Source organism: Oceanobacillus luteolus, assembly GCF_042678205.1.
Taxonomy (GTDB): Bacteria; Bacillota; Bacilli; order Bacillales; family Amphibacillaceae; genus Oceanobacillus; species Oceanobacillus luteolus.
Window position 1 is genome coordinate 13852 of sequence record NZ_JBHUDE010000005.1, and the last position, 18970, is coordinate 32821.

Below are 18970 nucleotides of genomic sequence, written 5' to 3' on the forward strand. Positions count from 1 at the left end.
TTTAATTGTTCATATCAGAGCTAAAAGCGCTCACCCCAGAGTCGAAACCGCTCATACCTTAGCCAAAAGCGCTCACCCCAGATCCGAAACCGCTCATACCATATTCAAAAGCGCTCGCCCCGGAGTCGAAACCGCTCATACCATATTCAAAAGCGCTCGCCCCAGACCCGGAACCGCTCATACCTTAGCCAAAAGCGCTCACCCCATAGCCCGAATCGCTCATGCCACAGTCAAATCCGCTCGCCCCAACAAGAATCCTCTATTTTCCGCTCGTATAGTTATCAAAATACCCTTGAATAAAGACAAACGGTGTACCTTTATCTCCGCTGCCTGAGGTTAAATCAGATAAAGAACCAATCAAGTCCGTAAGTTTTCTTGGTGTTGTACCTTGGGCTTCCACTGATCCAACAAGGTCATCACTTTTGTTTTCAATATACTCTGCGATTGCTTTGTCCAGTTCTTCACCGCGAAGATGGCTGAAGTTATTGTCAGCCAAATATTTTAATTTAATTTCATTTGGCGTTCCTTCCAAGCCTTTCGTATAAGCCGGTGAAACGACAGGGTCAGCAAGCTCCCAAATTTTCCCTGCAGGGTCTTTGAAAGCACCATCTCCGTAAACCATTACTTCAACAGTTTTTCCTGTTGCTTCTTTAATTTTTGCTTGGATACCATCAACGAGCCCTTGGCATTTATTCGGGAATAGCTTCACGCTATCATCCGTCGCTTTATTACAGCCGAGCAGTCCAAAAGCTTCGTTATAGCCGCTGCCGTTCACTGGTTCCGTTAAAATATCATCCAAACCATACACAGTTTCCGCACCGTGATTCTTTAAGATACGTTTTGTCCGGAAGCGGGAGTGGATGTCGCATGCGAGTACATGCTTTGTATAATCAAGAATGGACTTTGCGTGATTGGAAAAGATAATCTCACAGCTGATTCCTTCCGCTTCGACAAGGCTGCGGTAATATTCGATATAATCAACGCCTGTAAAAGGGTGTTTCTGGTTGCCGAATAGTTCACGGAACTGTTCTTCTGTTAAGTTGTCTGTCCATGGATTGATGCCTTTTTCATCGAGATCATCAATGCTTACTAAGTGGTTACCGACCTCATCTGAAGGATAGCTCAGCATAAGCACGACCTTTTTCACACCTCTTGCTATCCCGCTTAAGCAGTTTGCAAAACGGTTACGGCTTAGAATTGGGAAAATCACTCCGACCGTCTCATCACCGAATTTCTCACTCACATCCGCTGCAATCGCATCAATACTAGCGTAATTCCCTTGTGCTCGTGCAACGATGGATTCAGTCAGGGATACGATGTCGCGATCTTGAATCGTGATTCCTTCCACCTCTGCGGCGTTCAATACGGTATCCACAACGATTTTCTCTAAATCATCACCTTCGTTTATAATTGGTGCTCTGAGTCCACGTACTGTCGTTCCAACTACTCTTTCCAATCTAATCTCTCCTCTGTTTCAAGGTATATGTAGGTATCATTAACTTTTGATTTCTCCTTCTTTACTATACCTTCATTCTCTGGTATAAGTAAAATTAATAATAATAATAAGAGGTATTAGGTGGGTTAATATGAAGGGGCAATTGGATTTATACCGTGTTTTTCATATCGTCAGTAAAAATAAAAGTTTTTCCAAAGCGGCGAAAGAGTTGTTTATGACTCAGTCTGCTGTCAGTCAATCGATTTTACGATTGGAAAAAGAATTGGAGGTCCAGCTTTTCCATCGTACCCCAAAAGGCGCTGTTTTAACCAATGAGGGGAAAGTTTTGCATGAACATGTAAGCTCGGCTCTCGGAATTATTGATGTGGCGGAGGACAAAATCCAAGCGTTCAAGGGGCTGAGAAGGGGAGAATTACGGATTGCGGTTGGGGATACGATTTCCCGGTATTTTTTATTACCTTTTTTAGAAGAGTATCATGCGAGATTCCCCGGAATTAAACTGAAGATATTAAATGGAACGACTCCGGAAATATTGGATTATATAAAAGCCCGTGAAGCGGATGTCGGTGTGTGTAACTTGCCGATTGCGGATGAACAGTTCAGGGTCATTCCGTGTATGAAAATCCACGATATTTTTGTTTGTGGGGAAAAATATCGCCGCATCTCGAAGATACCTGTTAGTTTTGATCATTTGATGCAGCTGCCTTTAATCCTATTTGAAAAGAATACGATTTCCCGAAGATATGTCGATGAATTTTTTGAGGAAAGAGGTTACGCGATTTCACCTGTTTTTGAGTTGGGTTCCTATGATTTGCTTATGGATTTTGCAAAGAGCAATCTAGGGATTTCTTGTGTTGTGCGTGAATTTTCACAGGAATATTTAAACAGGGGAATACTTCATGAAGTGCTATTGGAGGAGACAATCCCTAGTCGAGAGATTGGCATCGTTAATTTAAAATCCGTTCCGTTATCTCCGGCTGCTGAAAAATTTGTCCAACAAATCAACCCGACTAATAAATGATAGAAGTTACCTTGCTATCTAAATGTATAGACAGGTATACATGTGGAGTGCTAAACTATTTTTAAAGGTAGTTTTTAAAGAAAGGAGTCAACGAACCATGCTAAAAAAATTATTCAAGAAATCAAATGGAGTGGAAATTCATGCTCCTTTAAATGGAAAAGTCGTTAACCTGAAGGATGTTCCGGACCCCGTGTTCAGCCAAAAAATGATGGGTGAAGGTATTGCTATTGTTCCTTCAGAAGGAAAGGTCTTCTCTCCAGTGAACGGAGAAATCGTCACGATTCCAGAGTCAAAACATGCGATTGGAATGCGTACGAAAGACGGTACGGAAGTTCTTATTCATATCGGGTTGGAAACGGTATCCCTAAACGGAAAAGGATTCACGACCTTAGTGAGTGTTGGAGATCAAGTAAAAGTCGGCGAGCAGTTATTGGATGTGGATTTAGAATATATCAAAGAAAATGCTGCCGATATCATCACCCCTGTCATCATTACAAACAGCAATGATAAACAGGTGACCGTGGCAGAGGAAACCGAAGCGCGGGCAGGAGAAACGGTGCTTCTTACAGTAAAATAAGAGCTGAAAGGTGGATTCTATGATTCACACATACTTTAAACGTATCAGCGAACTGTTGCAGCATGTTGAAACAAAAGAAATGCAAGCAATGAACCAAGCTGCGGAAAAAATTGCTGCATCAATCCAATCGGAAGGAATTATTCATGTATTTGGCTGCGGCCACTCTCATATATTAGCAGAAGAGGTATATTATCGAGCTGGTGGCTTGGCTGTGATCCATCCGATTTTTGATGAGGATGTGATGCTCCATAAAGATGCAGTACGTGCTTCTGTGCTTGAGAGAAAAAGCGGGTATGCGGAAAAGTTTATGGAAAATCAGCCCATACGTAGAGGAGATATCATGATAGTTGTCTCTACATCGGGAAGAAACCCAGTCCCAATCGACGTTGCACTTCTTGCAAAGGAAAAAGATGCGTACATCATTGGAATCTCTTCCAGTGTCTATGCAGAAACTCAGACTTCGCGGCATGAGAGCGGTAAATGTTTGAAAGATGTTGTAGATTTGCAGATCGATAACCATGTTCCGCTAGGAGATGCTATCTTGAAGCATGACGGAGTAGCAGTGCCTTTTGCACCAAGTTCAACGGTTATTGGAGCGGCAATTGTCAATAGTATAATTGCCCAAGCTATTGCGAATGTAGCAGAGAAAGGGATGGAGCCTCCAGTTTTATTGAGTGGTAATATCGATCAAGCTGACGAGCGTAACAAAAAGTTAATGAAAGAGTATTATTTGCGTCTATCCCAGACATAAGTATAGTTGTATAGACAACCATACTTAGCATCTGGTAAAATAGAATTAGCAAGTTACCTCGTTTAATAGCTGCCAAATCTGTTTACACGGACAGAAAGGAGGGAGCCTGGATTTTTATTGGTGATTTGGTAGCGCTATCATATAGTTGTATATCATCATCAGACAAGTTGCTTGCTGCGATATCATCAAATTTTTTAAAAAAAGGATGATTATTATGTTGAAGTATTTACAAAATCTTGGTCGGTCACTAATGCTCCCTGTAGCAGTTTTGCCAGCAGCAGCAGTCCTCTTGGGGATTGGCTACTGGATCGACCATGATGGGTGGGGCTCCGAAAACGTTGCTGCGGCTTTCCTTATTGCAGCCGGAGGCTCGATACTTGATTTCCTTCCTGCGATATTTGCAGTTGGGGTAGCAGTTGGAATGTCAAAAGAAAGAGACGGTGCCGCCGCGCTTGCTGGTCTCGTTGGTTATTTAGTTATAACTAACATGCTTTCTGTTGATAAAATGGCAATGTTCCAAGGAATTGAAGCGGATAGTGTCAATGCAGCGTTTGCTAATATTGAAAACGTTTTTGTCGGAATTATTTCTGGTCTTATTGCTGCAGCGATGTACAACCGCTTTAGTAAAACAAAGCTTCCGGATGCGCTCGCTTTCTTCAGTGGAAGAAGGAGTGTGCCAATTGTGACGGCAGCTGTCATGCTTGTCATTTCATTATTAATGATGGTTGTATGGCCTATTGCTTATAGTGGGTTAGTTTCCTTCGGTACAGCGATTAGTAATATGGGTTCTGTTGGGGCTGGGCTTTACGGGTTTTTCAACCGATTGCTGATTCCAACTGGGCTGCATCATGCGCTGAACTCTGTGTTTTGGTTTGACGTAGCTGGAATTAATGATATTGCTAATTTCTGGTCTGGTAATGGGGAAAAAGGTGTTACCGGTATGTACCAAGCTGGGTTTTTCCCAATCATGATGTTCGGATTGCCGGCAGCTTGCTTAGCAATGTACCATACTGCGAAAAGCAAAAGAAGAAAACAAGCGGCTTCCTTACTCATGGCAGCAGCATTCGCTTCTTTCTTAACCGGTGTAACCGAGCCGATTGAATTCTCCTTCATGTTCTTAGCACCATTCCTTTATGTTGTGCATGCTGCATTAACGGGGTTATCCCTGTTCATTGCTTCTACCTTTGGCTGGACAGCGGGCTTTGGTTTTAGTGCAGGATTTATCGACTTTTTCCTAAGTTCACGCTTGCCGCTAGCGAATATGCCGCTCATGCTCGTCGTGCAAGGACTTGGATTTGCGGTGGTTTATTACTTCCTGTTCCGTTTCTTGATCGTTAAATTCGATATGAAAACGCCAGGACGTGAAGATGATGAGGAGGTAGTGGCAGCAGCAAGTCAATCTGGTTCCGCATCGGATGATCGTTTTGCCGTCATGGCTCGTGAAATCTATGCTGGACTTGGTGGGGATGATAACGTGTTATCTGTGGATAACTGTGCAACCCGATTAAGATTGGAAGTAAAAGATGCTGAACTAGTAGACCAAGCAAAAATTAAAGCGACAGGTGTACCAGGAGTAAACGTCATTGGAAAAAATAATGTCCAAGTCATCGTAGGTACACAAGTGCAAGCAGTTGCGGATGAAGTGAAGAAAATTAGAAAAGAAAACTAATCATAGAGGCTAGCATTCTGCTTTTTAGAATACTAGCCTTTCTTCCATGGAGGTGCACATGAAACGACTAATCAGCTCAACCGCATCCGATTTTGCAAACTTGGATAAGGACCAACTGTTACAATCGATTAAAGCATCCGAGGGCCGTACGCTTATTGCCGAAGTCATGTGTCATGCTCAGCCGCTGTATCCAGGTATCACCAATGCGGAATATGCTGCGGCTTTTGGAGCGGATATGATTTTGCTGAATGTGTTGGATGTGGAGAAACCGAGTATAGAGGGGTTGGAAATTGAGAATATAGAAGATAGCATTCAAACATTAAAGAAAATGATCGGCCGTCCAGTTGGAGTGAATCTGGAGCCGGTGGATTCTAGTGCAAGACGATTGGAAACGCTCGATGTATTGCCGGAAGGGAGACGGGCAACTGCCAAATCATTAAGAAAGCTAAAAGCATTGGGGGCGGATTTTGTCTGCTTGACCGGCAACCCGAAAACAGGTGTGACAAATCAGGAGATTTTAGCATCGATTCAACTTGCGAAAGAAGCGGGATTGCTTATTATCGCCGGCAAGATGCATGGCGCGGGGATCGATGAGAAATTAACTGATAAAGAAACAGTGCGGAATTTTGTGGAGGCTGGAGCGGATATTGTCCTGCTGCCGGGAGTCGGAACAGTTCCGGGAACGACGTTAGAGAAAACAGCAAGTCTTGTGGAGGAAGTCCACTCTCTTGGAGCAATGGCACTGACTTCAATCGGAACGAGCCAAGAGGGAGCAGAGAGGGAAACAATCCAGCAAATCGCGTTGTATAATAAAATGGCTGGTGCAGATGTGCATCATATTGGTGATGCCGGCATGTATGGGATGGCTATTCCAGAGCGGATTATGGATTATTCCATAGCCATCCGCGGAAAAAGGCATACGTATTTTCGCATGGCATCTTCCATTTTCCGCTGATATGCAAAAGAGGAAGCGCCCGTTTAAGTACGGAGGTCTAGCAAGTCCGGTAGTCGTAGTGCTCGTCGTGTTGCAAGTTAAGTCAGTGAAGCGGCACTCGCAAAGCCACACGATGTAGTCCTTAGATGTAAATTCATGAAGAGAGTACATGCAGATGCTTCGCTGAAGCTGGACGTGGAAAAGATAAACGGGAGTACATTTACTCCCGTTTCATTTGCAAATTGAATTTATATTTATCGGCCCGGTAAGCGGACTTTACATACTCGATCGGTGTATCGTCTTGAAGGAAGCTTGTGCGTTTCATTAAAAGAATCGGGTTACCTTTTTTGATGCGCAGTTGCTTGATTTCCTCTTCATTTGCGAGTGCCGCTTCAATGCTTTGCTTTCCATAGGCGATTTGCAGTTGCAAGTTATTTTCCAAGTGTTGATAAAAAGACGTGGAGATGTCTTGCTCTGTCATATCTTCAACTATTCTTTGTGGAGTGTAGACAGTTTCAAGGGCAACTGGTTCATCATTTGCCATCCGGATTCTTTTAATTTCATAGACAGCATCTTCTTCACTTATTTTTAAAATAGCTGCAATTTGTTCGTTTCCTGTGATTGTTTGAAAGTGAAGTAATTTATTGGATGGGGTAAACCCGCGGTTTTTCATATCTTCACTGAAACTTGTCAGACCAGAGAGATCTTGTTCAAATTTCTGTTCAGCTATAAAGGTGCCTTTACCTTTTTGACGGTATAATAATCCTTCACTTACGAGGTTATTAATCGCTTGCCTTACAGTCATCCGGCTAATATTATACTTCTCAGTGAATTCACGTTCTGACGGTAAAATATCTCCCGGCTGTAGCTGTTCTGATTCAATGAATTGTCTAATTTGCAATTCCAGCTGATAATAAATTGGAATCGGTGAATTTTTGTCAATCATGTAACCCCGCCTTTTTTCATCTTACAACCATTGTACCAAACAAAATTACACATGTATAGATGTACTGATGTATAGACAAGTATGAGAACGACTTTGCTCGAAAGGATGAACAATCATGAAAAAATCAGCACTTCTTATAAAAAACGCAACAATCTACTTGGAAAATCAGGTTCTTAACCGAGCCAATCTCTATGTGGAAAACGGACAAATCAAGGAAATTATTGATGAAGGTGAACTGTCGAGTGAGATGTTGAATGAGGCTCATATCATCGATGCAGAAAATCTAAACGTTATTCCAGGGTTCATCGACAGCCATATCCATGGAGCAAACGGCGCCGACGTGATGGACAGTACGCACGAAGCATTACAGACGATGGCCCAATTTTTACCCAAGGAGGGTACTACTGCATTCCTTGCAACAACAATTACCCAATCTCCGGATAATATTGAGCAAGCATTGACGAATATAGTAAGTTACGAGAATACACCTGGTCAAGCGGAAGTGGCTGGGGTACATCTTGAAGGTCCTTTTGTTGAGAAGTCAAAAGCGGGTGCGCAGCCGAAGGAATTCATCATGCAGCCGGATCTTCAACTCTTCAATGAGTGGCAGCGGCTCTCGGGAAATAATATTAGAACGATTACCCTTGCACCGGAGCATGATACAGACGGTAGTTTTATTCAAGCTTTGAATGAATCGGGTGTCATCGTATCTGCTGGTCATACCGATGTTGGTTTCCATGAAATGAAGCAAGCGGTCAGGCATGGTGTTCGGCAATTGACGCACCTCTGTAATGCGATGAATGGCATCCACCACCGTGATGTTGGGGCAGTCGGTGCTGGATTTTTATTGAAAGAGTTATCTGCGGAACTCATCGCAGACGGCATCCATGTTACGAAAGAAATGCTTCAAATCATCTATAACCAGATGGGAAGTGATCGTCTAATTTTGATAACAGATGCGATGCGGGCGAAAGGGCTTGAACCAGGTGACTATGAGCTCGGAGGCCAGCCGGTTGAAGTGACGGAGGATCGTGCTGTATTGGAAGATGGGACACTTGCAGGAAGTATTTTAACGATGGATGCAGCCGCCAAACTTATGCTTGAATTGGATGGCGTAGGTTGGCATGACATTATCCGGATGGCCTCGGTCAATCCAGCTAAACAGGTTGGCATGTTTGATCGGAAAGGCAGTATTGCAAAAGGTAAAGATGCGGATTTGGTTATTGTTGATGATGGTTTCAATATCAAATTTACGATTTGTCGTGGCGTTATTGCTTATGAGGGTTGATGGGTAAAAAATTAAACTCATCCAGGGGGGATGACAATGCGTATGGGCATGCGTCTTGCTGAAATTGTTTTAGGTATTATTTTTCTTGGTGCCGGATTAAATGGATATCTCGTATTATTTGGTTTTGAACCACTGGCTCCCACCAGTCCGGCAGCAATGGAGTTTCTAGGCTCTGGTTACTTTCTTGCATTAGAAAAAGGCGTCGAAATTGTAGCGGGGATATTTTTGTTGATACGAAGGTATGTGCCATTGATGTTACTGATTTTAGCAGGAATTATCGTCAATATATTAGCTTTTCATATTTTTGTAGATGCTGATCTACTTCTCCTGGCAATCCTTATTACCGTTCTTGAAGGAGTATTACTATGGCACTATCGAGAGAGTTATAGAGGGTTACTGGAAAGCAGGCCTAAACACTTCCGTTGATGCTCTATATTCTCCACCAGCTTAATTTGTGGGATTATTCATATAATTATAATACAATAGATATAGAGACTATAGTATTGCAATATCCATCTATATTAGGAGGGGAATATTCGTGAAGAAAATTATCAATGATCCAAATTCAGCTGTACAGGATATGTTGGATGGCTTCGTCGCAGCATATCCAAATGATGTAAAACGTTTGCCTGGTACAACAGTCATTGCTAGAAAGGATGCCCCTGTTACGAATAAGGTTGGAATTGTCAGTGGTGGAGGGAGTGGACATGAACCAGCACATGCAGGATATGTCGGTGAAGGGATGCTTGATGCGGCAGTAGCAGGTGAAGTGTTTACATCTCCAACTCCAGATCAAGTATTTGAAGGAATTAAAGCCGTTGATAATGGTGCTGGTGTGTTATTGGTCATTAAAAACTATACCGGTGACATCATGAATTTCGAGATGGCTGCTGAGCTTGCAGAAGCGGAAGGCATTAATGTGAAGCAAGTAGTTGTCAATGATGATGTTGCGGTGGAGGATAGTTCTTTTACAACCGGACGACGCGGGATAGCGGGTACAGTTTTCGTGCATAAGATTGCTGGAGCAAAGGCTGCACAAGGTGCCTCTTTAGAGGAAGTTCAAGCGGTGGCTGAGAAGACCATCCAAAATGTAAGTTCCATCGGGATGGCGCTCACGCCATGTATCGTGCCGGCTGCAGGAACGCCTAGTTTTGAACTAAAAGAAAATGAAATGGAAATTGGCATTGGTATCCACGGAGAACCTGGAATTGAACGGAAAGAAATTACAACTGCTGATGAAATCGCTGTTGAACTCACTGAAAAGGTGATTGCTGATTTAGGTCTGAAAAGTGGCGAGGAAGTTGCAGTGATGGTTAATGGGTTAGGTGGAACTCCAGAGATGGAGCTATTTATCGTAAATAAAAAAGTGAATCAATTACTATCTGATAAAGGAATTACCATTTATGATACATTCGTTGGAGAATATATGACTTCTCTGGAAATGGCCGGTTGTTCTGTAACGCTTTTAAGATTGGACCAAGAACTAAAAACCCTATTGGATGCTGAATCCAAAGCTCCAGCATTTCGTCGTTGAAATGGAGGTGCAATGATGAAATTAGATGTGGCTCATATATTAGATTGGATGGAAAAGGCTAATGACAAAATACAACAAAATAAAACCTATTTAACATCTTTAGACCAAGCGATTGGCGATGGGGACCATGGAATTAATATGGCTCGTGGATTCCAAGAAGTAATTGGAAAGATTTCAGCATCAGATTATAGCAATGTGTCTGACCTGTTAAAGGATATTTCTATGACTCTATTATCAAAAGTCGGAGGCGCATCGGGCCCATTGTATGGGACAGCATTTTTGAAGATGTCCATGGCTTTAAAGGATAGTGATTCGGTTGATTATCCTCAATTCGTTCATGCGATGGAGGAAGCCCTTCAAGGAATAAAACAGCGGGGAAAGGCAGAAAAAGGAGAGAAGACACTTGTAGATGTTTGGGAGACATTACTGGAGCAACTGAAGGAGCAAGATGACTTCGATTCTGTCAGATTTGAGGAAACGGCCAAGCTTGCTATGGAGTCAACGAAAGAACTTGAAGCTAAAAAAGGACGGGCTGCCTATTTGAGAGAACGTTCCATCGGGCATTTGGATCCGGGGTCGGTCTCCTCGTATTATATTTTTTCTTCTTTGTCTGATGTAGTGAAGGAGAGTGTTTGAACGTTATGAGCAAGGTAGGGATTGTGCTCGTTTCCCACAGTTCTAAAGTGGTGGCAGGCATTAAAGATATCATCAGTCAAATGGTGCCGAATGTGTCTGTTGCACTTGCCGGTGGTACTGAAGAAGATTCCATCGGGACAAGCATTGATAAAATTCAACAGGCAGTCGAAGAAGTGTACAATGAACAAGGTGTGCTTATTTTTTATGATATCGGCAGTGCGAAAATGAATGCGGAAATTGCTGTTGAAATAAGTGAACACGATAATTTGAAAGTGGTGGAAGCTCCTATATTGGAAGGTGCTTTTGTAGCAGCAGTGGAAGCAGGGATGGGAAAATCAATAGAAGAAGTGGTCAAGGCTGCTGAGAATGCAAGTCAGATATGAGAAGCTCATTTCACTTTGAAAAGTAAGTTTAAACAATTTAAAAATCACACGCCCCCTGGGTACGTGTGATTTTTTAGTTATGCAAACTGTAAGTGATGTTTTTCGATAAACTCTTTTAAGATGCTCTCCAAGTTCGGCCCTTCCACCTCGTCTAGATCATAGAACACACGAGTAGTAGGTTTGTTGATATTGATGACACGAGTCAAGTCGATTGGTGTACCAATAATCACTGCATCACAGTCCGTATTATTGATGGTCTCCTCTAAATCTTTCAGTTGCTGTTCCCCATATCCCATTGCAGGAAGCACTTTTTCAATATGAGGGTAAGTTTTGAATGTTTCTTTCAATGTTCCGACTAAATATGGGCTAGGATCTACAATTTCTGAAGCTCCAAGACGTTCTGCAGCAACAGAACCTGCGCCGATTTTCATCTCTCCGTGTGTAAGTGTCGGGCCATCTTCTACAACTAAAACTTTTTTACCTGTAATCAATTCTGGTTTATCAACAGTAATCGTCGATTCAGCCTTGATGATTTTGCTATCAGGGGCTGCAGCTTTTATATTATTTTCCACTGTTGCAACTGCTTCTTCCGGAGCACTATCCACTTTGTTTATGATGGACACGTCTGTCGTTCTCAAACAAACTTCACCAGGATAATATTTCAGTTCATGACCTGGACGGTGCGGGTCAAGTACGGTAATTGCGAGGTCTGGCTCATAGAAAGAGAAGTCATTGTTTCCACCATCCCAAAGAATGACATCACAGCCATCTGGATCATTTTCCGCAGCTTTTAAAATATCTGCATAATCGACACCTGCATATACAATATTACCTCTTGTCACATGTGGCTCATACTCTTCCATTTCCTCGATTGTACAATCATGTTTTTTCAAGTCGTCGACAGTCGCGAAACGTTGTACACGCTGTGCATTCAAGTCACCGTAAGGCATCGGGTGACGTACAGCAACGACTTTTAAGTTTTGCTTAAGCAACGTTTCAATGATTTTACGGGAAGTTTGGCTTTTTCCTGTCCCAGTACGTACGGCTGTAACGGAAATGACCGGTTTGTTACTTTTTAACATCGTACTGTTCGGTCCAAGTAATTTGAAATCTGCACCAGCAGCATTCACAACTGCACTGATTCCCATCAAATCTTCATAGCTGATATCACTGAATGCGAAGACACATTCATCGACATCTAGTTCTTTAATTAATTGAGGAAGCTCATCTTGGGAATAAATTGGAATCCCCTCTGGATATAAGCTTCCAGCAAGTTCACTCGGATATTTACGTCCATCTATATCAGGAATTTGCGCTGCAGTGAATGCAACGACGTTATATGCATCATTATCACGATAATACGTGTTGAAATTATGAAAGTCTCGACCAGCTGCACCAATGATAATCACGTTTTTAGTTTCCATTTGCATCAGCTCCTATGCGTTTCTAAGAATTGATTATAATTATACTCTACGATGTATAATTATGCAAGGGTTAAATATAAATAATTTTGATAAAACTTTCTACTTATATAATATGTAGATTCAGAGAAAGTGTGGAAGAACTTTATTTGATAGAATCGGTGTCTTATAATCTCCAATAAAAGGAGATTAAGGTGGGTTGCAGCAAGGATGGGTAATGAAGAGTGGTTGGGAAGGACAGAGGCTCAAATTCAACCTCTGTCTCCAAAAGTCTTAAAATAGGTAGCTGCTTCCACCATTTTTGCGCCATACCAGAACATTTCTCCGTCGACGATTCTAATTTTTACATCTGGTAGCATCTCACGGAATTCATCCAGATGGTCGTCCCGGAATGGGTATGGTTCTGTAGCCAGGAAAACTTCCTCAAGCTCTGCCTGTTTGAAATCCAAATCCGTCACTACTGGATATCTGCCTTCTGTTTCTGTAAAAGGATTGATAAAACCCATTTCCTCAATCAGTGAATTTATGTATGTATTTTTTCCGACCACCATATATGGCTTTTTCCAAATGACGTAGGCCACTCTTTTTCCACTAGCATGTGGCAGGTTTTTAAATGCAACTTTAATTTGTTTGCTGAGAGTTGCCGCATTTTCTTCTCGACCCGTTAAGCGCCCCAAGTCATTCAGCATCCGGAACACATCATTGAAATGCTGAACTTCAAACACGAAAACCGGGTAATGCTGTTCTAGTGTTTCTACAATTTCCTTCGTATTCTCTTCTTTTTCAGCAATAATGAGATCTGGCTTCAGTTCGTGGATCCTATCCAGCTTTATATCTTTTGTTCCGCCAATATTAATGGCGCTTTTCACTTTATCCTCAGGAAATTTACAAAATCTCGTCCGGCCGACAATTTCCTTTTCCAATCCAATGTGATACATCGTTTCCGTTATTGCAGGAACTAGTGAAATAATCCGCTTTGGTGGTTCGTCCAGTGGAACTATCCGTCCAAGATGATCTCGAATCCCCATATAAACCCCCCCTGACTAGAATAAATCATGCGATGGAATAGCAGAATAACACTGATGCTATAAAACTGTAAACCTTTACATGAGGCTTAAAAACATTATACAGGAGGAATGGGTATGGGTAAATTACAAGACAAGGTAGCCGTTATTACAGGAGGGGTCTCAGGAATTGGAGCGGCCTCTGCGACACTTTTTGCAGCAGAAGGGGCAAAGCTGGTACTTGTCGATATGAATCAGGAGCTAGGTGATCGTTTTATTGAAGAATTAAAAGGGCAGGGTGGCGATGCAGTGTTTGTCAAAGCCGATGTGACGAATGAGGCGGATGTGCAAAACGTATTCGACACAGCGAAGTCCCAGTTTGGCAAGGTGGATATACTTTTCAATAACGCGGGAATCGGAAGTGTGAAACCAACCGAAGAGTTAACGTATGCTGAATGGAGAAGAACGGTAGAAGTGGACTTGGATGCGGTCTTTTTAAATGCCCAGTTTGCGATCAAAGAGTTTTTGCAAAACGGTGGCGGTGTCATAGTCAACACAGCTTCGATGTATGGTTGGGTAGGTTCTCCGGGAAGTGCAGCCTATAACGCAGCGAAAGGTGGAGTGATTAACCTTACCCGTTCCCTTGGTCTTGAATATGCTGAAAGAAACATCCGTGTCAACGCTCTTTGTCCTGGTTTTATTGAAACACCGATTTTAGGCGATACGGACAGGGAATTCTTGACGAATGCAACGCCGATGAAACGTTTAGGACAACCTGAGGAAATGGCTAAAGCAGCACTATTCTTGGCAAGTGATGACTCTTCCTTTATGACTGGAAACTCGTTGATCGTCGATGGTGGATACACTGCCCAATAAGTTCATCTCTGAACCCTCTCTGACTTAAACAGGGAGGGTTATAATATGTGTTATAAAACTTCTGCTTATATAGATAAAAGCATTTAAACTATACTCATTTGGGCTGTGTTAAGATAGTATAGGATGATTTACTACATAAAAGGAGTTTTAGACGGTGAGCAAACATGAAAAATTAATTGTACTAGCAGTATCCTTAGGGGTTATCTTGAATCCTTTAAACACGACGATGATTACCGTCGCTCTACCTGCCATCCAGCAGGATTTTCAATTGAACGCTACTGATATATCTTGGCTGATCGCTTCTTACTTTATTATCAGCGCCATATTCACCCCATTAATTGGAAAATTAAGCGACAGTTACGGCAGAAGGTTAATATTTGTGATTGGACTCCTTCTCGTCGTAGTTTCCTCTATCCTGGCTCCATTATCAAATACGATGATTGTATTATTGATTATGCGCGGCATACAAGCCATTGGTACATCCGCCTTATTCCCGGCAGGGGTAGGCATTATCCGGAATGTGATCCAACATAAACAAAATCGAGTCATTGGAACATTAGCTGTATTTGCCACGACCTCGGCTGCTTTCGGACCTACTATTGGTGGGTTGCTAATTCAATTTGGGGGCTGGCCAGTCATTTTTTATGTGAATCTGCCCATTCTGGCATTGGGAATCTTCTTGACGTTACGATATATTCCGAAAGACGAGCAATCCAGTGGGAAGGATCATTCATGGGATATCTTTGGAATCCTATTATTCAGTTTGACGATTATTGCTTGGATGATATTTTTACTAGGATTGGAGCAGGAAGTACAAATAGGTACGTTGACTCTCTCGATTATTGTTACGGTTGTATTCTATATGCATGAAAAGAAAAGGGAAAATCCTTTTATAAATGTAAACTTTTTCCGTTCAAATTTAAATATTACGCTTATATTTGGACAATACATTCTCTCGACGGTCATTTTCTTCGCGGTATTACTCAGCTTTCCAACATTCTTACAGAGTGCAATCGGAACAACGTCGAGAACAGCAGGATTGGTCATGCTCTCGTTGTCGATATTTGCAATGGTGATGACTCCAATTGCAACGAGGTGGATGGAACGTTCGGGATTCCGGATTCCTCTTCTAGTCAGTGTGGGGGTAGGGATAATCGGCGTACTCATGATGTTTATGGTAAAAGGCAATTCATCACTCTTCTTAGTTGGCTTAGTTCTTGCTATCATAGGGATCAGCAATGGAATCCAGAATATCGGTTTACAAAATCTGTTGTTTACGTTCATTGATAAAGCAGACAGCGGAATTGCCTCAGGTCTGTTGATGACATCGAGATTCATTGGAAATATTCTTGCTTCCAGTCTTTATGGAATTGCTTTTGCCACAGGTATGGGCAATCAAAATATGATGACGATGACAATGGTGCTCCTATTTATTGCAGCCCTCCTGTTTCCAGGAATGCTCTATGTAACAAGGAGAAATAAAGAAGCATGAAACGTATTTTTCAGTTTCATGCTTCTTTTTTATGTCTAATCATCAGTAATCCGACGAAAAACGAAGCAATTGTAAGAAAAACAACGCTATACACTTTATAAAATAAAAATTGTACGTATTAAACACGTTATATAAAGTTTAAATTGAGTTTAGTTAGCAAGCAATCTAAGCTATACTTAAGAAGTGATTTCAGAAAACATGAAAATTGTCGGAGGTGCGTTGTTTTGTTGGAATTTAAAAATGTTACAAAACGCTACAGCAGCCAAGGTAGACCTGCTGTTAACAGCTTAAATTTAAAAATAGAAAAAGGAGAATTTGTTTGTTTTATCGGTCCTAGTGGTTGTGGGAAAACAACGACGATGAAAATGGTGAACCGGTTGATTGATATATCAGAAGGACAGATTTTAATAAATGGAAAAGATATTATGAAGCAAAATCCGGTAGAGCTTCGCCGCTCCATTGGTTATGTCATCCAGCAAATCGGGCTGATGCCACATATGACGATCAAGGAAAATATCGTACTTGTCGGTACCCTTCTCAAATGGTCGAAGGAAGAAAAAGATGCACGGGCAAAAGAACTGATTAAACTTGTTGACTTACCGGAAGATTACCTCGATAAATATCCACATGAACTGAGTGGGGGACAACAACAGCGAATTGGGGTATTACGTGCGTTAGCTGCTAACCCACCATTGATTCTCATGGACGAACCATTTGGAGCACTAGACCCGATCACAAGGGACTCGCTTCAAGATGAGTTCAAAAAATTGCAACGTGAATTAGGAAAAACGATTGTGTTCGTCACCCATGATATGGATGAAGCGTTGAAGCTTGCGGATCGAATCGTCATTATGCGTGACGGGGAAATTGTCCAAGCAGACACACCGGAAGAAATCTTAAGAAACCCGGCGAATGAGTTTGTCGAAGAATTCCTAGGAAAAGAACGTCTCATTCAAGGCCGTCCTGATGTTGTTACAGTTGGACAAATCACCGGTGGCTCTCCAGTGACGATTGAACCACAAGCCACATTAAAAACTGCTCTGGCTACGATGAAGGACAAAAAAGTCGATGCACTGCTTGTCATTGACTCGAATCGTAAGCTACAGGGATATATCGATATTGAAATGGTGAACTTGAACTATAAAAAAGCAACTACAGTTGAAAAAGTAATGGAAACAGATTTGTTTGCTGTTACGGAAGACAGCTTATTACGTGATACAGTTCACAAGATACTTCGTCGTGGTGCGAAATTTGTACCGGTTGTAGACGAAGAAAATCGTTTGACAGGAATCGTCACTCGTGCAGCTTTGGCGAATCTATTGTATGACACGATTTGGGGCGATGGAATGGAATTGGAAGACGAAAAGCCAAAGCTTCGTGCACTGTAGGAGGTGGATGTAAATGACAGAGTTTTTTGCTGCCCATGGTAGTGACTTAATCTACAAAACTGGGGAACATTTATATATTTCACTGGCAGCTATTTTATTAGGAATCATTGTGGCTGTGCCACTGGGAATAGCGTTGTCCAGGGTACCGAAGTTTGCGGATCGGTTTATCTCCCTTGTCGGAGTTCTGCAAACTATCCCGAGTTTAGCGATTCTAGCATTTTTCATCCCATTCTTAGGGGTTGGAAAATTGCCTGCAATCATTGCTTTATTCTTCTATTCGTTACTGCCGATTTTACGGAATACGTATGTCGGAGTGAGAGATGTGGACAAAGGGATAGTTGAAGCCGGAAAAGGTATGGGAATGAATACCTGGCAATCCATTATAAAAATGGAATTCCCATTAGCGCTTCCTGTTATTATGGCGGGTATTCGCTTGTCTACCGTGTACTTGATTGGTTGGGCGACACTAGCAGCCTTTATTGGTGGCGGTGGACTTGGTGATTTTATTTTTGATGGATTGAATTTATATCGACCGGACTTGATTTTAGCTGGAACAATTCCAGCAACGATTCTTGCGGTTATCGCAGATCGGTTACTTGCTGTTTTGGAAACTAAAATGACGCCTAAAGGATTGAGAGAATCCTATAAAACAGCTGCATAATGTTGGAGGTGAAATGTTTTGAGAAAGGGAATTATACTAATTGCTTTATTATTGATGCTTTCGGGATGTTCGTTACCTGGATTGACAGGATCAGCCGCCAATACAGTGAAAATTGGAACGCTTGTTCAATCGGAATCCCATATATTAGCGGAGATGTTAGCTATCCTCATTGAAAGGGATATCGGTGCAGATACAGAGCTTGTTACTCACCTTGGTTCTTCCATCGTTCAGCATCAAGGAATGGTGCAAGGTGACCTTGATATTACGGCAACAAGATATACAGGAACTGATTTGTCCGGGGCGCTCGGGATGGAACCGGTGACGGATCCGGATGAGGCTCTAGAAATTGTTGAAAAGGAATTCCAGGAACAATTTGACCAAACATGGGGACCGACTTACGGGTTTGATAATAGTTATTCCATTGCGATTACTAATGAATTTGCTGAGGAAAATAATATTGAGACGATTTCTGACTTGGAGCCGTTTGCAGATGAGTTACGATTCGGTGTAGATAATGCGTGGGTTAACAGAAAAGGAGACGGATATGACGGATTCCAGGAGATGTACTTTGAGTTTGGAGAAGTGTATCCGATGAATCTGGGACTCGTTTATCAAGCTGCGGCGACAGGCAGTATGGATGTAGTGCTTGCCTATTCTTCAGATGGTAGAATCAAAGAATTCGATCTAAAAGTATTAGAAGATGATCGCCGCTTCTTCCCTCCTTACGACGCATCTCCCGTTGTTCGAAATGAAACATTGGAACTTTATCCGGAAATTGCAGATATTATGAATCGTCTACACGGACAAATCTCAACCGAACAAATGCAAGAGTTGAATTACCAAGCAGATGTTTTACTCATCAATCCTCGAAAAGTTGCAGAGGACTTCTTAAAGGAAAATAATTATTTTGAAGACGTGAAGGAGGGTCAGTAA

The 18970-nt window shown here is 42.0% G+C and carries 19 protein-coding genes; 15 read left to right on the plus strand and 4 right to left on the minus strand.

What is annotated here, in order from left to right:
- Positions 1–259 precede the first annotated feature (259 nt).
- Positions 260–1456 (minus strand): coenzyme F420-0:L-glutamate ligase, encoded by a 1197-nt coding sequence (locus ACFSBH_RS00600; protein ID WP_251514017.1) that lies wholly within the window; start codon positions 1454–1456, stop codon positions 260–262.
- A 130-nt stretch (positions 1457–1586) separates the two neighbouring features.
- On the opposite strand from ACFSBH_RS00600, the gene ACFSBH_RS00605 reads away from it, so the two are divergent.
- The 5 genes from ACFSBH_RS00605 (at position 1587) to ACFSBH_RS00625 (ending at position 6429) form a co-directional block, all read left to right on the plus strand.
- Positions 1587–2477 carry a LysR family transcriptional regulator gene (locus tag ACFSBH_RS00605; protein WP_251514022.1) on the plus strand — a complete coding sequence of 297 codons (891 nt, stop codon included), beginning with the start codon at positions 1587–1589 and terminating at the stop codon, positions 2475–2477.
- Positions 2478–2574: 97 nt separating this feature from the next.
- A complete protein-coding gene (locus ACFSBH_RS00610) occupies positions 2575–3054 on the plus strand; it encodes a PTS sugar transporter subunit IIA (protein ID WP_251514023.1) in 480 nt (159 codons plus the stop codon).
- Between the two features lie 19 nt (positions 3055–3073).
- The gene (locus ACFSBH_RS00615; protein WP_251514024.1) at positions 3074–3805 is read left to right on the plus strand and encodes an SIS domain-containing protein; all 732 of its coding nucleotides are present in this window, start codon (positions 3074–3076) and stop codon (positions 3803–3805) included.
- A gap of 214 nt (positions 3806–4019) precedes the next feature.
- Complete coding sequence (gene nagE / locus ACFSBH_RS00620) at positions 4020–5474, plus strand: N-acetylglucosamine-specific PTS transporter subunit IIBC (RefSeq protein ID WP_251514025.1); 1455 nt, start codon at positions 4020–4022, stop codon at positions 5472–5474.
- Positions 5475–5532: 58 nt separating this feature from the next.
- Positions 5533–6429, plus strand: a complete 897-nt coding sequence (locus ACFSBH_RS00625; protein WP_251514027.1) for a DUF7916 family protein — start codon at positions 5533–5535, stop codon at positions 6427–6429.
- Between the two features lie 199 nt (positions 6430–6628).
- On the opposite strand, the gene ACFSBH_RS00630 is transcribed toward ACFSBH_RS00625, so the two are convergent.
- Complete coding sequence (locus ACFSBH_RS00630) at positions 6629–7354, minus strand: GntR family transcriptional regulator (RefSeq protein ID WP_379595558.1); 726 nt, start codon at positions 7352–7354, stop codon at positions 6629–6631.
- A gap of 115 nt (positions 7355–7469) precedes the next feature.
- Here ACFSBH_RS00630 and nagA point away from each other — a divergent pair, with 115 nt between their 5' ends.
- From nagA to dhaM, 5 genes are all read left to right on the plus strand, one after another.
- A complete protein-coding gene (gene nagA / locus ACFSBH_RS00635; protein WP_251514029.1) occupies positions 7470–8642 on the plus strand; it encodes an N-acetylglucosamine-6-phosphate deacetylase in 1173 nt (390 codons plus the stop codon).
- A gap of 36 nt (positions 8643–8678) precedes the next feature.
- Positions 8679–9068 (plus strand): hypothetical protein, encoded by a 390-nt coding sequence (locus tag ACFSBH_RS00640; RefSeq protein WP_251514030.1) that lies wholly within the window; start codon positions 8679–8681, stop codon positions 9066–9068.
- 112 nt (positions 9069–9180) lie between these two features.
- Positions 9181–10176 (plus strand): dihydroxyacetone kinase subunit DhaK, encoded by a 996-nt coding sequence (gene dhaK, locus ACFSBH_RS00645; protein WP_379595561.1) that lies wholly within the window; start codon positions 9181–9183, stop codon positions 10174–10176.
- A gap of 15 nt (positions 10177–10191) precedes the next feature.
- Positions 10192–10812, plus strand: coding sequence for a dihydroxyacetone kinase subunit DhaL (gene dhaL, locus ACFSBH_RS00650; protein WP_251514032.1), 621 nt, complete (start codon positions 10192–10194; stop codon positions 10810–10812).
- Positions 10813–10817: 5 nt separating this feature from the next.
- A complete protein-coding gene (gene dhaM / locus ACFSBH_RS00655; RefSeq protein ID WP_251514033.1) occupies positions 10818–11195 on the plus strand; it encodes a dihydroxyacetone kinase phosphoryl donor subunit DhaM in 378 nt (125 codons plus the stop codon).
- A 77-nt stretch (positions 11196–11272) separates the two neighbouring features.
- On the opposite strand, the gene ACFSBH_RS00660 is transcribed toward dhaM, so the two are convergent.
- Both ACFSBH_RS00660 and ACFSBH_RS00665 read right to left on the minus strand, forming a co-directional pair.
- Positions 11273–12619 carry a cyclic 2,3-diphosphoglycerate synthase gene (locus tag ACFSBH_RS00660; protein WP_251514034.1) on the minus strand — a complete coding sequence of 449 codons (1347 nt, stop codon included), beginning with the start codon at positions 12617–12619 and terminating at the stop codon, positions 11273–11275.
- 248 nt (positions 12620–12867) lie between these two features.
- On the minus strand, positions 12868–13644 hold the full coding sequence (locus ACFSBH_RS00665) for an ABC transporter substrate-binding protein (RefSeq protein WP_379595564.1): 777 nt from the start codon (positions 13642–13644) through the stop codon (positions 12868–12870).
- Between the two features lie 114 nt (positions 13645–13758).
- Here ACFSBH_RS00665 and ACFSBH_RS00670 point away from each other — a divergent pair, with 114 nt between their 5' ends.
- The 5 genes from ACFSBH_RS00670 (at position 13759) to ACFSBH_RS00690 (ending at position 18970) form a co-directional block, all read left to right on the plus strand.
- Positions 13759–14496: an SDR family NAD(P)-dependent oxidoreductase gene (locus tag ACFSBH_RS00670; RefSeq protein WP_379595566.1), complete on the plus strand. Its 738-nt coding sequence runs from the start codon at positions 13759–13761 to the stop codon at positions 14494–14496.
- 154 nt (positions 14497–14650) lie between these two features.
- On the plus strand, positions 14651–15988 hold the full coding sequence (locus ACFSBH_RS00675) for an MFS transporter (RefSeq protein ID WP_251514037.1): 1338 nt from the start codon (positions 14651–14653) through the stop codon (positions 15986–15988).
- A 224-nt stretch (positions 15989–16212) separates the two neighbouring features.
- Positions 16213–17376 carry a betaine/proline/choline family ABC transporter ATP-binding protein gene (locus ACFSBH_RS00680; protein WP_251514038.1) on the plus strand — a complete coding sequence of 388 codons (1164 nt, stop codon included), beginning with the start codon at positions 16213–16215 and terminating at the stop codon, positions 17374–17376.
- A 13-nt stretch (positions 17377–17389) separates the two neighbouring features.
- Positions 17390–18037 (plus strand): ABC transporter permease, encoded by a 648-nt coding sequence (locus ACFSBH_RS00685; RefSeq protein WP_251514040.1) that lies wholly within the window; start codon positions 17390–17392, stop codon positions 18035–18037.
- Positions 18038–18091: 54 nt separating this feature from the next.
- Positions 18092–18970, plus strand: a complete 879-nt coding sequence (locus ACFSBH_RS00690) for an osmoprotectant ABC transporter substrate-binding protein (RefSeq protein WP_251514139.1) — start codon at positions 18092–18094, stop codon at positions 18968–18970.